Below are 13,659 nucleotides of genomic sequence, written 5' to 3'. Positions count from 1 at the left end.
GCGCTGGTCCTTGTAGCTGAGCTTGACGCGCGGCTGGGGCGGCGGCGGTGGCGCGGCCTTGGTGGCCGCGGCCTTCTTCGGCTCGGGGCGGCGCTTGCGCTGGCGCTCCCAATCCTCATAACCGCCGACCACCGCATCGACCTGCCCCGATCCGTCAAGCCCGAGCGTCACCGTCACGGTGCGATCGAGGAAGTCGCGATCGTGGCTGACGATCAGCACCGTGCCGTCATAATCGGCGATCACTTCCTGCAGCAGATCGAGCGTTTCGAGATCGAGATCGTTGGTCGGCTCGTCGAGCACCAACAGGTTCGACGGCCGCGCGAATTCGCGCGCCAGCAGCACGCGCGAGCGCTCGCCGCCCGACAGCGACCCGACCTTGGCGTCGGCGATCGACGGATCGAACAGGAATTCCTTGAGATAGCCGTGGACGTGCTTCTTGACCCCGAGCACCTCGATCCAGTCGCCGCCGTCCGCCAGCACCTGCCGCACGGTCTTGTCGGGCGCCATCAGGCTGCGCTGCTGGTCGATCACGATCGCGTCGAGTGTCTTGGCCAGCTTCACCTTGCCGCTATCCGGCGCAAGCTCGCCGGTCAGCAATTTGAGCAGGGTCGACTTGCCCGCGCCGTTGCGCCCGACCAGCCCGATGCGGTCGCCGCGGGTGATCCGGAAGGTGAAATCGCGGATGATCGGGCGCTCGCCATAAGCCTTGGTGACATGCTCGGCATCGATCACCACCTTCGAGCGCGCATCGTCATTGGCCATCGCCAGCGCGGCGGTGCCCTGCGGCCCCATCATCGCGGCACGCTCGGCGCGCATCTCCTTGAGCTTGGTGAGCCGGCCCTGATTGCGCCGCCGCCGCCCGGTGACCCCGCGCTGGAGCCAATGCTCCTCGAGCTTGAGCTTGGCGTCGAGCTTCTCGGCCGCGCGCTGCTCCTCGGCGGCGACCTGATCGGTCCACACCTCGAACCCGCCGAAGCCGATCTCGGCGCGGCGCAGGTTGCCGCGATCGAGCCACAAGGTTTGCTTGGTCAGCCGGGTGAGGAAGGTGCGATCGTGGCTGATCACGACGAACGCGCCGTTGAAGCGCTGCAGCCAGTCCTCGAGCCATTCGATCGCGGCGATATCGAGGTGGTTGGTCGGCTCGTCGAGCAGCAGCACGTCGGGCGATTGCGCCAGCGCACGGACGATCGCGGCGCGGCGCCGTTCGCCGCCGCTGGCGGTGTTGCTTTCGCGGGTGAGATCGATGCCGAGCTGGCCGGCGATCGCCTCCGCCTCGAAATGCTGCGGTGCATCGGGGGCGGACAGGACGTAATCGGCGAGCGTCGCGAAACCGGTGAGATCGGGTTCCTGTTCGAGCAGGATCACCTTGGTGCCGGGGACGATCGTGCGCCGGCCTTCGTCGGCGTCGATGCGGCCGGCGATCAGCTTGAGCAGGGTTGTCTTGCCTGCGCCGTTGCGCCCGATCAGCGCCAGCCGGTCGCGCGGCTGGATATAGAGATCGAGGTGGCGAAACAGCCAGCCGGCGCCCTGGACGACGCCAAGGTCTTCATATGCGAGAATGGGGGCAGCCATGAGGGGCGCAGATAGGGATGCGCGGTGGTTTTGGGAACCGGGTAAACTCCCCTCCCTTCTTCTTACTCCCCTGCCCTCATCTTCTTACTCCCCTCCCTTGAACAAGGGAGGGGTCGTGGGTGGGTTGGTGTGGGGGGCACCGGTCCGCCAGCCTCATACCCACCCACCCCTAGCCTCTCCCTTCACCAGGGAGGGGAGCAGAGAGAGGGTAAAAAGAAAGGCCGGAAGGCTTTCGCCCCCGGCCTGTTCTTTTTGGCTCGGAACCCGGCGACGGCAAAGCCGCCGCCGTGACGTCAGACCGGATCGGCCTTGCCGACCGGCTGTCCGATCCGATGCGAGTCCTCGGCCAGCGTGGCTGGCCGAGGCCGCATTCGGATCAGAAGTCCATCCCGCCCATGCCGCCGCCCGGCATCGCCGGCATCGCCGGCTTGTCTTCCGGCAGCTCGGCAACGGTCGCCTCGGTGGTGATGAGGAGACCCGCCACCGACGCGGCGTTCTGCAGCGCGGTACGCACCACCTTGGTCGGATCGATCACGCCGGCCTGCACCAGATTCTCATAGGTGTCGGTCGCGGCGTTGAAGCCGATCGACTGATCGCCACCGTCGAGCAGCTTGCCCGCAACCACCGCGCCGTCGTGGCCGGCGTTGTGCGCGATCTGCTTGACCAGCGCGGTCAGCGCCTTGCGGACGATATCGATGCCGCGGGTCTGGTCGTCGTTCTCGCCCTTGAGGCCATCGAGCGCCTTCGTGCCGTACAGCAGCGCAGTGCCGCCGCCCGGAACGATGCCCTCTTCGACCGCAGCGCGGGTCGCGTGCAGCGCATCGTCAACGCGATCCTTGCGCTCCTTGACCTCGACTTCGGTCGCACCGCCGACCTTGATCACCGCGACGCCGCCAGCGAGCTTCGCCAGACGCTCCTGGAGCTTCTCGCGGTCGTAATCGCTGGTGGTCACTTCGATCTGCTGGCGGATCGCTTCGACGCGGCCCTTGATCGCGGCCTCGTCACCGGCGCCGTCGACGATCGTGGTGTTGTCCTTGTCGATCGTCACGCGCTTGGCGGTGCCGAGCATGCCGAGCGTGACGCTCTCGAGCTTGATGCCGAGATCTTCGCTGACGACTTCGCCCTTGGTGAGGATCGCGATGTCTTCCAGCATCGCCTTGCGACGATCGCCGAAGCCCGGGGCCTTGACGGCAACGGTCTTCAGGATGCCGCGGATGTTGTTCACCACCAGGGTCGCCAGGGCTTCGCCTTCGACGTCTTCAGCGATGATCAGCAGCGGACGGCCAGCCTTCGCCACTTGCTCCAGCACCGGCAGCAAGTCGCGGATGTTCGAGATCTTCTTGTCGAACAGCAGCACGAAGGGGTTGTCCAGAGCGGCAATCTGGCGCTCCTGGTTGTTGATGAAGTACGGCGACAGGTAGCCGCGGTCGAACTGCATGCCTTCAACGACATCCAGCTCGTTGTCGAGCGACTTGCCGTCTTCGACGGTGATCACGCCGGCCTTGCCGACCTTGTCCATCGCGCTGGCGATGATGTCGCCGATCGAGCTGTCGGAGTTGGCCGAGATCGAACCGACCTGGGCGATTTCCTTCGAGGTGGTGGTCGGCTTGGCGGCCTTCTTCACTTCGGCGACCAGGGCGGTGACAGCCTTGTCGATACCGCGCTTCAGGTCCATCGGGTTGTGGCCCGACACGACCAGCTTCATGCCTTCGCGAACGATGGCCTGGGCCAGCACGGTGGCGGTGGTGGTGCCGTCACCGGCCTTGTCGTTGGCCTTGCTGGCCACTTCGCGCAGCATCTGCGCGCCCATGTTCTCGAACTTGTCCTTGAGTTCGATTTCCTTGGCGACCGACACACCGTCCTTGGTGATGCGCGGCGCGCCGAAGCTCTTGTCGATCACGACATTGCGGCCCTTGGGGCCGAGCGTGACCTTCACCGCGTCGGCGAGGATATCGACGCCCTTGAGGATGCGTTCGCGCGCGTCGCGCGAAAAGCGTACTTCCTTGGCAGCCATTTCGGTTTCCTTTGAATATCTGGACGGGAAAGAGGACTATCTTCAGCCGATGACGCCGAGGATGTCCGATTCCTTCATGATGAGGAGGTCTTCACCGGCGACCTTGACTTCGGTGCCGGACCACTTGCCGAACAGCACGCGGTCGCCAACCTTGACGTCAAGCGGCGTGATCGTGCCGTTTTCAGCGCGGGCGCCGGTGCCGGTGGCGACGATTTCGCCTTCAGCGGGCTTTTCCTTGGCGCTGTCGGGGATGATGATCCCGCCGGCGGTCTTTTCCTCGGCTTCGACGCGGCGCACCAGCACGCGATCGTGCAGCGGACGGAAACTCATGGGTTGCTCCCTCTTCCAAAAATACGAACCTCGCTTGGCACTCTCACGGGGAGAGTGCCAGCGGGCGGGATATGGGTGAGGGGCGGTGGAGCGTCAACAGGGGGCGGGCAGATTTTTTTGCGTCCCCTGCCCCGGCTCGGCACATCCGCACGGCACACCCATGCGGCGGCATCAGCCGGGCGTCAGCAGACCCAGCCGTTCGCGCCGGTGCCAGCGCCAGAGCATCAGCGCCGCGACGACGATCAGTCCGATCATCAGGCCAAGCCACACGCCCACCCCGCGCAGCGGGGTGAACAGGCCCAGTCCGATCGCCGTGCCCAACCCCGGCACCCAGTAGCCGAACAGCGCGATGCCCATGGGCACGCGCGTATCCTGGATGCCGCGCAGCAGCGCCGCGCCCACCGCCTGCGCGCCATCGAACAGCTGGAAGGCGGCGCAGACCACCATGTACTGCACCGCCAGCGCGACCAGTGCGGCGTTGGCCGGGGCATCGGGATCGATGTAGAGCCGCATGATCGCGCGCGGGGCCAGCAGCATGGTGCCGGCGGAGAGCAGCATGAACCCCATGCCCAGCGCGATCGCCACGCGGCCGGCCACGCCCACCGCGTGCCGGTCTCCCGCCCCGAACGCCAGGCCGACCCGGATCGTCGCCGCCTGGGATACGCCGAACGGCACCTGGAAGGCGATCGCGGCCAGCTGGAGCGCCACGGTATGCGCCGCGAGTTCGGTCTCACCGATCCGCCCCATCAGGAAGGCCGCGCCGTTGAACATGCCCGCTTCCGCCAGAATCGTGCCGCAGATCGGCAGGCCGACGCGCAGCACGCCGCCGAAGCGTTTCCATTCCGGGCGCCACCAGCGGCCCAGCAGGCGATAGCGGTGCAGGCGCCGGTCGAACCGGATCACAGCCGCGTAGGCCAGCAGCATGGCGACGGCAGTGACCACGCTCGATACCGCGGACCCTGTCAGGCCCAGCGCCGGCATACCGAAGTGGCCGAACACGAAGATCCAGTTACCGGTGGCGTTGACCACCACGGCAAGGCCGGTGATCGCGGTGCCGATGCCCGGCCGGCCCAGCGTGGCGACCACGGTGCGCAACAGCGCCGCCAGGACCATCGGCAGCGCCGCCCACATCAGCACGCGCAGGAACGGTTCGGCCAGCGCGATGACCGCTTCCTGCTGCCCGGTCAGCCGCATCAGCGGCCCGCCCAGCAGGCACACGCCCATCGCGCAGATTGCCGCGAGAATGCCGACCCATGCCGCCATGCGCGTGGTCCGGCGCACTTCGCGCACGGCGTGTCTGCGCTGCCCCAGCTCCGCCGCGATCAACGGCGAAGCCGCGCCGACCAGCCCGGTCAGGCTCCACATCAGCAAGCCGAACAGCGCGACCGACAGCGACGAGGCCGCCAGCGCTTCCGGCCCCAGCCGCGCGACGAACACCACGTCGACCGCGAACACCGCCATCTGCAGCAGGTTCGCGCCCACGAGTGGCGCGGCGAGCTTCAGCGTCGCGCGCAATTCGTCGATCCAGTGCAAAGGCGGCTTTTCAAACATGGAACACGGGCGCATAGGCGCGGCGCGGTCCCAAGGAAAGGCAAAGCTGCCTGTCCCGAACGCGGCTTTGCCCTGATGGAAAGGGTAGTTTGACATGAGAATGGTGGTGAAAAGCGCATGCGCGGCCGGACTGGCCCTGGCGCTTTCGGCCTGTGGCGGCGCGAAGCAGGAGGAGACGCCGGCTGGCGGCAGCGCCCCGGCGGATACGGCCGCTCCGGCCACGGCGGAAACCACGCCGGCAACCGCCGCCGATGGCGCGCCGATCGCCTTCGGCATCTGCAAGTCCTGCCATTCGATCGAAAAGGGCAAGAACATGATCGGGCCGAGCCTGGCCGGGATCGTGGGCACCAAGGCCGGCGACGTCGCGGGCTTCAGCTTCAGCCCGGCGCTCAAGGGATCGGGCCTGACCTGGGATGACGCCACGCTCGACAAGTGGCTGGAAAACCCGATGAAGCTCGTGCCCGGCACGCGGATGACCTATTCCGGCCAGACCGATCCGGCCAAGCGCAAGGCCATCATCGCCTATCTCAAGACGCTGAAATAGGCGGCTCGCGCTGCCGGAGGGCCGTCGCGGGAAGGCGCGGCGGCTCCCCCCTTCACAGGGCCTCCGCCCAGACGACGAAGCGCAGCGGCCCGTGCTCGGTCGCGCCGAAGGGATAGCACGTCACCAGCGCCAGCAGCGGCCGCGCAAGATTGCGGGGAGCGGCAAAGCCGTCCCAGCGCACCACCTGGAAGCTGATGACGCGATAGCGCCGGTGCGCGCCGCCGATCGCCTGCACGTCGATTGCGTCACCTGCCCGCGCGCTCCGCAGGAAGGCGAAGTGCGTATCGCGGTGCGCGGCCACGATCGTCACATCCGCGCCGGCCCCGCGACCGCCGCCACCGTCGCGCCGGTTCGGCACCACGGTCGGCCCGAACGCCAGCGCCTGTCCCGATCCGCCCGAGAGCACCACGTCGCTCGCACCCAGCCGAGGCAAAGTGAGCCGTGCCACCGGCATCGTGTCCGCCCACGGCCACGGCCTGATCGGATGTCCTTCGGCCAGGCTCCGCGTGAACGCCCGGTCGAGCAGCACTTGCGCCACGCGCGCCTTGACCGGCACCGCCAGCCCCTGCGCCATCACCGCGAGACCGAGTGCGCAAAGCAGCGCGCCGCCGCCACGCAACAGGACGCGCGCCATGGCGCGCGTCCCTTTCGTCGTCCGCCCGGCGGCGGTCATGCGCGGGCCTTCCGGCGCGTGCCCGCCAGCAGCAGCGCCGCGCCCAGCAGCAGCGCCAGACTGCCCTTTTCCACCAGCGCCATATAGCCGGTGGCGGTGCGCGGCAGGGTAACCGCTTCGGCTTTGCCCGCTTCGGCACCCGCCGCAGGAGGCGTGGCATGCGCGGCAGCGCCATTGAACAGCGTGTCGAAATCCCAGCCGGCCGGCAGCAGCAGCGGCAGCTCCTCCCGCGTCAGCCGCGCGCCGGCCGGCCGGGTCGGCGTTTCATCGACCGCGACCAGGCTCGTCTGCGAGGTGACGAGGCTGTAGGCGAGGCCGAGTTCGGCGATCTGGCCGTCCGCCTGATCGTCCTCGGTCTCCCCGGCGGCGCGCGCGGCCTCGATCTCCGCGACGCGGCGGTTGGCCCAGAGTCGCGCTACGGCGGGGCTGTCCACGGCGGCGGACAGGTCCACCGTTTGCGACCACGGCTTGTCGCCGATCATGCCGCTGACCGTCAGGCGGCCGGACAGGTTCTGCCCCTGCCCCAGCAGCACCAGCGGTTCGCCGGCATAGAGATCGGGCAGGCGGCGCGGCGTGAAATCGAGCGGGGCGCCATCGACCGTGACCGTGAGATCGCGCGCCACCGGCGCCTTCAGGCGATCGAGCAGCGCGGTCATCTTCGCGTTCACTTCGGTGCCATCGCCGATGTTGGTGTAAGTGCCGCGCCCCGCTTCGGCCATGCGGCGCATCAGGAAAGTGTTGGGGGCGGACCCGATGCCGACCATGAACACCCGGCTGCGCCCGCCGTGCGCGGCGATTTCCGCCATCATGTCCTTCTCGTTGGACAAGTCGCCATCGGTCAGGAAGATCACCTGCCGCACGCCCTTTACGTCGTCCGGCGTGGCGTCGACCAGCGCGGCCTTCAGCGCGGGCAGCATCTCGGTGCCGCCGTTGGCTTCCAGCCCTTCGGTGAAGCGGCGCGCGGTGGCGATCTGTTCGGGCGTGGCCGGCACGCTCTGTTCGAACAGCTGCGTCATCGTGTCGTCGAAGCGGATCACGTTGAAGCGATCCTCGGGCCGCAGCGTATCGAGCGCGTGGAGCAGGCTTGCCTTGGCCGCGTCCATCGATTGCCCGCCCATCGAGCCGCTGTTGTCGATCACGAAGACCATCTCGCGCGGGGGAGCCTTGCCCTGCGGCAGGCGGGCCGGCGGCACGATCGAGGCCATCACGTAGTCCTTTCCATCGAGCGCCTGGCGGAAGAGGCTGAGCGTGGGATCGGCGCTGGCCGAGCGCCAGCGCAGTTCGAAATCGCGGTCGGCCGGAACCGCGCCATCGGCCAGCCGGATCGTGCGCGCCTGCGCGCCATCGTCGCTCACCGCGATGCGGTGATAGGGGCTGATGAGATTGGCGGGGACGAAGCCGGGCGCGAGATGGACCGTGATCGAGACGGGGTTGAGCCCCTTGCCCAGCGCGGGCGCGGCCAACGGCGCGGTGACTTCGTCGATATCCTTCGCCACGGCCGTTTCGGATCGGGCGGGGTTTTCGGCGGTGGCCTGGGCTGGCACGTAGCGCGGCCCCACCACCAGCGGCAGGCGCAGAGCGAACTCGCCCGATACCTGGCGGACCGGGGCCTGGTATTCGATCTGGATCAGCACCGTTTCGCCGGGGCCGACATTGGCCACGCTGTTGCGGAACATGTTGGGCCGTTCGGCTTCGACCAGGCCCGCCTTCTGCCCGCGTTCGCGTGCCTTTTCATAGATTTCGCGGGCTTCGGCGCGGCGCTTGATATGGCCGACGATCACGCGGTCGCCCACCACCATCTTCAGGCTGTCGACCGCGCCGTCCTCGGGCAGGGGATAGAGGTAGGTCGCTTCCATCCAGCGGTCGCTGGTGTTGCGGAACGCCTGCGTCACGCGGACGCGGGCAATGGGGCCGCTGACCGTCACGTCCATGTCGGTGCCCAGCCGCACGGCGGGCAGGCTTTCCGCCACGCCCTTGCCGGACAGCAGCAGCGTGCCGCTGCCGATCGCGTCACCGTCGGCCGGGGCGTCTTCGGCCTGCAACCGGCCGGCCAGCAGCGTGCCGCCAACCACTGCCAGCAACAACGCCAGCGCCAGCACGATCCGGCAGCGGGATCGGCCCGAAAGGAAAGATATGCGCGAGAGGACCATGACAGGCTCCATCATCAAGGGGAGCCTTCCCGTTAGGCGGCAGCGGCGCCGCACAGCCACGGGCAGTCCCCGCCAGTTTCGTCCGGTCGATCCGCACCGGTGCAGATCGTGGCGGGATCGCTTGACGGACTGTGCGGATATGTGCGCAGATGTCCGCAGTTTGACGCAAAGGACATGCCGTGCCCGAACCCGATGAAATGCGTGCCGCCGAAGGACACGCTATCGCCGCGCGGCTGCGCGAGGAGCTGGCGCGGCGGCGCATCTCGCGCCAGGCGCTGGCGGACATGGCGCGGATCAGCCTGTCCACGCTGGAAAAGGCGCTATCGGGCAGCCGCCAGTTCACGCTGGCCACCGTGATCCGGCTGGAAGAGGCTCTGGGCACGCGCCTGCGCGATGGCGCGGCCGCGCCCGCAGCGATGCCCGCGCCGGATACCGCGCCCGAGCACATGGGCGCCTACAGCCGCGCCGCCGTGCACTGGATCGAAGCGGACTATCTCACGCTGCGCGCCAGCTTCGGCGAACCCGGCGCGATCTATGCCTATGTCACCCGCATCTTCTGGGACGAAGCGGCGGGCCACCTGCGCTTTACCGAGGCCGAACGGATCGATGGCGCCTTCGCGCAGAAGGGGCACGTCTCGATGCCCAACCTTTCCGGCCACACCTACCTCGCCACCTGCGAGGCGGGGCAGCACCGGCTGATCACGCTGGGCCGGCCGACGCGCGATGGCTGCATGTTCGGCCTGCTGGCCACGCTGCACGCGGGCACCGGATCGCAGCTGATTCCCATCGCCAGCCCGGTGGCCTTCGTGCCGCGCGGGCAAACGAAAGAGTCCGGAACGGGTCTTGTTCGGCCCGGCGACCCCGCCTTCGCGGCGTTCCGCACCATCCTCGATCGCGCGATAAACGACGATTTCTGCCGCTTTCGGCAGTAGCCGGCACCGGTTCCGCGCCGGGCCGGGCCGTCCCTCGGCGGCCAGGACCGGCGGCTTGCACCGATCCGGCGGGAAGGCTAGTCCGATCTGGAGCAACCCGGTATTTCCGGGCCTGGAACGGGATCATGGACATCGACGCAACCCCGGCACGACCCGGCCGTATCGCGCGGCTGGGGCGGCTGACCATCACGCGCAAATTCGTGGGGCTGAGCGTGACGCTGCTGGCGATCATGCTGGCGGCGGCGGTCTATGCCTTCGTGCAGTCCGCCAAGGTCAACCGCGAAACGGCGCTGCTGGTGGAAGTGCTGGAACCGCTCAAGCGCGAAGTGGCCACGATCGAGGAATTCGCAGCCGAGGAGGAGCTCGCCAGCGAGCGGGCGCTGCGGTACGGCGGACCGCAAGTGCGCGATGCCGCGTTGCACGAAAACTATCTCGAACGCTTCCGCGCGCTGAACACCCGGGTCGACAGCCAGCTCGCCCAGCTTGATACCCATATCAGCCGGTTCGAGACGATGCCGGTCTCCAACGATGTCGCCGTGTTCCTGGGCCGCCTGCAGCTGGAAAGCGAGGCCGTGCGGCGCGAACACGCCGCCTATCGCGCGGCGATGGACGCCTTCCTCGATCCCAAGGCCCCAGCGATGGTGGACGGCGTGCGCCTGCGCCAGAACACCGCAATGGACGCCGAACGGCGCGTGCTGGCCGCGATGGAGCGCATGTCGCGCGAGGCCTCCGTGCTCAGCGGCAAGGACGAACGCCAGCTGGAGGCGCTGGAGCGGCGCGGCTTTTTGGTGACGGTCGAGAACCTCATCCTTGCCGTCTTCGCCTTTCTGGCCGGCGCGGTCATTTCGGTGCTGCTGACCCGCCGGATGCTGACGCCGGTGCGCAGCCTGATCGCCGGTGCGGAGGAAGTGGGGCGCGGCAACCTGGAAGTCTCGCTGCCGGCCACGACGCACGACGAGCTGGGCCAATTGACCACCGCATTTTCGGCAATGGTGGAGGAACTGCGGCAGAAGGTGGCGCTGAAAAACACCTTCTCCAGCTATATGGACCCGCGCGTGGTCGATCGTCTGCTGGGCGCCAACCGCGCGGAGCTGGAAGCCGGCGAAAAGCGCGAAATGACCGTGTACTTCTCCGACGTGCAGGGCTTCAGCGCGATTTCGGAAACGCTCACCCCCACCGCGCTGGTGCGGCTGGTCAACCGCTACCTGACGCTGGCCGCCGAACCGATCCACCGCCACCACGGCGTGATCGACAAGTACATCGGCGATGCGGTCATGGCCTATTGGGGGCCGCCGTTCGCGCTGGAGGAACCGGCGCTTTCCGCCGTCACCGCCGCGCTGGAACAGCGCGAACAGATCGCGCGGCTGCAGCGGGAACTGCCAGAACTGCTCGGCCTGCGCCGGGGCGCGCCCAGCGTTTCGGCGCGGATCGGCCTCGCCACGGGCGACGTGGTGGTCGGCTCGATCGGCTCGGCCGCCTCGCGCAATTTCACGATCATGGGCGATGCGGTCAATGTCGCCTCGCGCCTCGAAAGCGCCAACAAGACCTACGGCACGCTGATTCTGGCCGACGAGGCGACCATGCTCAAGGTGCGCCACCGCATCGAGGCGCGCGAGATCGACCTGCTGGCCGCGCCGGGCAAGAGCGAGGCGGTGCGCATCTACGAACTGCTGGGCGAGATTGGCGAGGTCGAGCCGGACCTGCTCGCCGCGCGCGATGCCCATGCCCACGCGCTCGCGCTCTATCGCGCGCGGGAATGGGACAAGGCCGAAGCCGCCTTCGCCGAAACGCTGCGCATCTTGCCGCAGGATGGCCCGGCGCGGGTATTCCTCGCCCGCATCGCCGCCTTCCGCTCCGCCCCGCCGCCGGCGGACTGGGCCGGCATCTGGCTCAGCCCGGGAAAGTAGGCGACACGATCCTTTGCCAACGCGGCGCGTTTCCCACCCCCAACCCCTCCCGCAANNCGAGACTTGCGCCGCCGCAGGCGGCGTTAGTCGCAGCGGGGTGGGCTTTCCACGCCCCGCGCTCGCAAAAAATATAATCGCCAAAAGGAAAACCCCCGCGCGCGGCGGGGGTTTCTGAATCCGACAGGGGCTGTGCCCGGATCAGCCGGGGATGTTGGCCTGCGCTTCGGCGCCGTCGCCCTGCGGCGCGGCCAGGATGTCGCGCAGCCCGCTGCCCTTGGCAACCGTCTTGGTATCCGGATCGCCCACCGAGCTGCGGATGCCGGCGGCCGAAGCGCCCGAACGGTTGATCACGTCGGTTTCCACCGCGCTGCGCGGGGCCGGGCCACCGAACAGCGCTTCCAGCGCCTGCTTGCCGGAATCGACGTCCTGCGGGCGCGGCGCGCCGGGGTTGGGCGGGGTCAGCGCGAAATCGGGCGGCACCACCAGCGGCGCCTGGCGCGTCACCGCGAATTCATCGGGACGCACGCGATTGAACAGCGAGCCGCCCGCGCCGCAGGCGGACAGCAGGCCCGCGCCCGAGACGAGAAGGCAAAGAGTGGCGGCTTTACGCATATCAGGCATTCTCCGTGGCGGCGGCATCAGCTTCGGCATCCGCGCCATTGGCGGGCTTTTCGCGCGAAAGCAGCGACCGGGCAAGCAGTATCAGCACGCCGAAGGTGATGGCGGCATCGGCGATGTTGAAAATCAGGAACGGGCGCCATTCCCCGAAATGAAGGTCGGCGTAATCGATCACGTAACCGCGCGAGGCGCGGTCGTAGATATTGCCCAGCGCCCCGCCCAGCACCAGCGCAAGGCCGACGATATCGCCCAGCACCTTTTCGCGCAGCATCCACACGGCCACGCCCAGCGCGATCGTGGCGGTCACCAGGATCAGGCCGTAGCGCATCTCGGCCGAGGTTGCCGTGAACATGCCCAGCGACACGCCGTAGTTCTCGGTCCAGCGCAAGTCGAAGAACGGCAGCAGCGGAATTGCGCCCACGTCCGCCAGCGCGAGCCGGCCGGTCATCAGCGCCTTGACGCCGCGATCCACCGCGAACGTGAGCAGCGCCAGCGCGAAGCCGGCAAGGCGGCGGCCGGAAACGGTCACGCCGCTTGCCCGTCCAGTTCCGCGACGACCGTTTCGCAGCGCGCGCACAGCGCGCCGTCTTCCACCACTTCGGGCAGATGGCGCCAGCAACGGCCGCATTTGTGGTCGTGGGTTCGGGTGACGGTCACGCCGTCATCCTGCCCGCGCACGACTGTCCCGGTGATGAACAGTTCGGCCAGATCGGCCTCCGGCGCGCCTTCGGGCACCAGCACTTGCGCTTCCAGCCCCGACCCCAGCACCTTTTCGCGGCGCAGCGGCTCGATCGCCTCGTTCACCGTGGTCCGCAGCGCGCGCAGTTCGGCCCAGCGGTCCTCTTCCACCACCGAGACCGGCACCACCGGCCATTCCAGCAGATGAACGCTGTCGCTGCCGGGGAAGCGCGTCTGCCACACTTCCTCCGCGGTGAAGACCAGCACCGGCGCGGCATAGCGCACCAGCGCGTGGAACAGCACGTCCAGCACCGTGCGATAGGCGCGGCGCTTGGGATCGCCCGGCGCATCGCAATAGAGCGAATCCTTGCGGATATCGAAGAAGAACGCGGAGAGGTCCTCGTTGCAGAACTCGCTCAGCGCGCGGACATAGGTGTTGTAGTCATAGTCCGCCACTGCCTGCCGCAGCGTGCCGTCCAGCCGTTCGAGCAGGACGAGCATGTAGCGCTCCAGCTCGGGCATCTCGCCCACCGGCAGCTTCTCGTCCTCGCCGAACCCGTCGAGCGCGCCCAGCAGGTAGCGGAAGGTGTTGCGCAGCTTGCGGTACTGGTCCGCCACGCCGGCCAGGATTTCCTTGCCGATGCGGTGGTCCTCGGTGAAATCCACCGACAGCGCCCACAGCCGCAGGAT

The 13,659-nt window shown here is 68.2% G+C and carries 12 protein-coding genes; 3 read left to right on the top strand and 9 right to left on the bottom strand.

Annotation, left to right across the window (positions count from 1 at the left end):
• The 4 genes from B3547_RS05205 to B3547_RS05190 form a co-directional block, all read right to left on the bottom strand.
• Positions 1–1,572: ABC-F family ATP-binding cassette domain-containing protein (locus B3547_RS05205; protein WP_292960886.1), on the bottom strand; the 1,572-nt coding region annotated here is incomplete at its 3' end.
• Between the two features lie 376 nt (positions 1,573–1,948).
• Positions 1,949–3,586: a chaperonin GroEL gene (groL, locus tag B3547_RS05200; protein WP_292960884.1), complete on the bottom strand. Its 1,638-nt coding sequence runs from the start codon at positions 3,584–3,586 to the stop codon at positions 1,949–1,951.
• Positions 3,587–3,628: 42 nt separating this feature from the next.
• Positions 3,629–3,916 (bottom strand): co-chaperone GroES, encoded by a 288-nt coding sequence (gene groES, locus B3547_RS05195; protein ID WP_124810632.1) that lies wholly within the window; start codon positions 3,914–3,916, stop codon positions 3,629–3,631.
• Between the two features lie 171 nt (positions 3,917–4,087).
• On the bottom strand, positions 4,088–5,467 hold the full coding sequence (locus tag B3547_RS05190; RefSeq protein WP_292960880.1) for an MATE family efflux transporter: 1,380 nt from the start codon (positions 5,465–5,467) through the stop codon (positions 4,088–4,090).
• Positions 5,468–5,567: 100 nt separating this feature from the next.
• Between B3547_RS05190 and B3547_RS05185 the strand changes: the two genes are divergently transcribed.
• On the top strand, positions 5,568–6,011 hold the full coding sequence (locus tag B3547_RS05185; protein ID WP_292960888.1) for a c-type cytochrome: 444 nt from the start codon (positions 5,568–5,570) through the stop codon (positions 6,009–6,011).
• Positions 6,012–6,063: 52 nt separating this feature from the next.
• Here the strand turns inward: B3547_RS05185 and B3547_RS05180 are convergent, their stop codons facing one another.
• Both B3547_RS05180 and B3547_RS05175 read right to left on the bottom strand, forming a co-directional pair.
• The gene (locus B3547_RS05180) at positions 6,064–6,645 is read right to left on the bottom strand and encodes a class GN sortase (protein WP_292960878.1); all 582 of its coding nucleotides are present in this window, start codon (positions 6,643–6,645) and stop codon (positions 6,064–6,066) included.
• A gap of 35 nt (positions 6,646–6,680) precedes the next feature.
• The gene (locus B3547_RS05175; RefSeq protein WP_292960876.1) at positions 6,681–8,849 is read right to left on the bottom strand and encodes a marine proteobacterial sortase target protein; all 2,169 of its coding nucleotides are present in this window, start codon (positions 8,847–8,849) and stop codon (positions 6,681–6,683) included.
• Between the two features lie 164 nt (positions 8,850–9,013).
• Between B3547_RS05175 and B3547_RS05170 the strand changes: the two genes are divergently transcribed.
• Together B3547_RS05170 and B3547_RS05165 are read left to right on the top strand one after the other, a co-directional pair.
• Entirely contained in the window at positions 9,014–9,766 is a 753-nt protein-coding gene (locus tag B3547_RS05170) for a helix-turn-helix domain-containing protein (protein WP_292960874.1), read from the top strand.
• A 125-nt stretch (positions 9,767–9,891) separates the two neighbouring features.
• Positions 9,892–11,673 carry an adenylate/guanylate cyclase domain-containing protein gene (locus B3547_RS05165; RefSeq protein WP_292960872.1) on the top strand — a complete coding sequence of 594 codons (1,782 nt, stop codon included), beginning with the start codon at positions 9,892–9,894 and terminating at the stop codon, positions 11,671–11,673.
• 198 nt (positions 11,674–11,871) lie between these two features.
• Here the strand turns inward: B3547_RS05165 and B3547_RS05160 are convergent, their stop codons facing one another.
• The 3 genes from B3547_RS05160 to B3547_RS05150 form a co-directional block, all read right to left on the bottom strand.
• The gene (locus B3547_RS05160) at positions 11,872–12,285 is read right to left on the bottom strand and encodes a DUF3035 domain-containing protein (protein ID WP_125954094.1); all 414 of its coding nucleotides are present in this window, start codon (positions 12,283–12,285) and stop codon (positions 11,872–11,874) included.
• Between the two features lies 1 nt (position 12,286).
• Complete coding sequence (gene lspA, locus B3547_RS05155; protein ID WP_292960866.1) at positions 12,287–12,820, bottom strand: signal peptidase II; 534 nt, start codon at positions 12,818–12,820, stop codon at positions 12,287–12,289.
• On the bottom strand, positions 12,817–13,659 hold an 843-nt coding region (locus tag B3547_RS05150; RefSeq protein ID WP_292960863.1), incomplete at its 5' end, for a class I tRNA ligase family protein. The genes B3547_RS05150 and lspA, both read right to left, overlap by 4 nt.

The organism is Novosphingobium sp. UBA1939, from assembly GCF_002336885.1.
Classification (GTDB): Bacteria; Pseudomonadota; Alphaproteobacteria; order Sphingomonadales; family Sphingomonadaceae; genus Novosphingobium.
This window is presented reverse-complemented; position numbering and strand designations above follow the sequence as displayed.

What these genes read in the sequence shown, in the direction of transcription:
- groL (WP_292960884.1), bottom strand. Translation starts at nt 3,586, where the DNA reads ATGGCTGCCAAGGAAGTACGCTTTTCGCGCGACGCGCGCGAACGCATC.
- groES (WP_124810632.1), bottom strand. Translation starts at nt 3,916, where the DNA reads ATGAGTTTCCGTCCGCTGCACGATCGCGTGCTGGTGCGCCGCGTCGAA.
- B3547_RS05190 (WP_292960880.1), bottom strand. Translation starts at nt 5,467, where the DNA reads ATGTTTGAAAAGCCGCCTTTGCACTGGATCGACGAATTGCGCGCGACG.
- B3547_RS05185 (WP_292960888.1), top strand. Translation starts at nt 5,568, where the DNA reads ATGGTGGTGAAAAGCGCATGCGCGGCCGGACTGGCCCTGGCGCTTTCG.
- B3547_RS05180 (WP_292960878.1), bottom strand. Translation starts at nt 6,645, where the DNA reads ATGGCGCGCGTCCTGTTGCGTGGCGGCGGCGCGCTGCTTTGCGCACTC.
- B3547_RS05175 (WP_292960876.1), bottom strand. Translation starts at nt 8,849, where the DNA reads ATGATGGAGCCTGTCATGGTCCTCTCGCGCATATCTTTCCTTTCGGGC.
- B3547_RS05165 (WP_292960872.1), top strand. Translation starts at nt 9,892, where the DNA reads ATGGACATCGACGCAACCCCGGCACGACCCGGCCGTATCGCGCGGCTG.
- B3547_RS05160 (WP_125954094.1), bottom strand. Translation starts at nt 12,285, where the DNA reads ATGCGTAAAGCCGCCACTCTTTGCCTTCTCGTCTCGGGCGCGGGCCTG.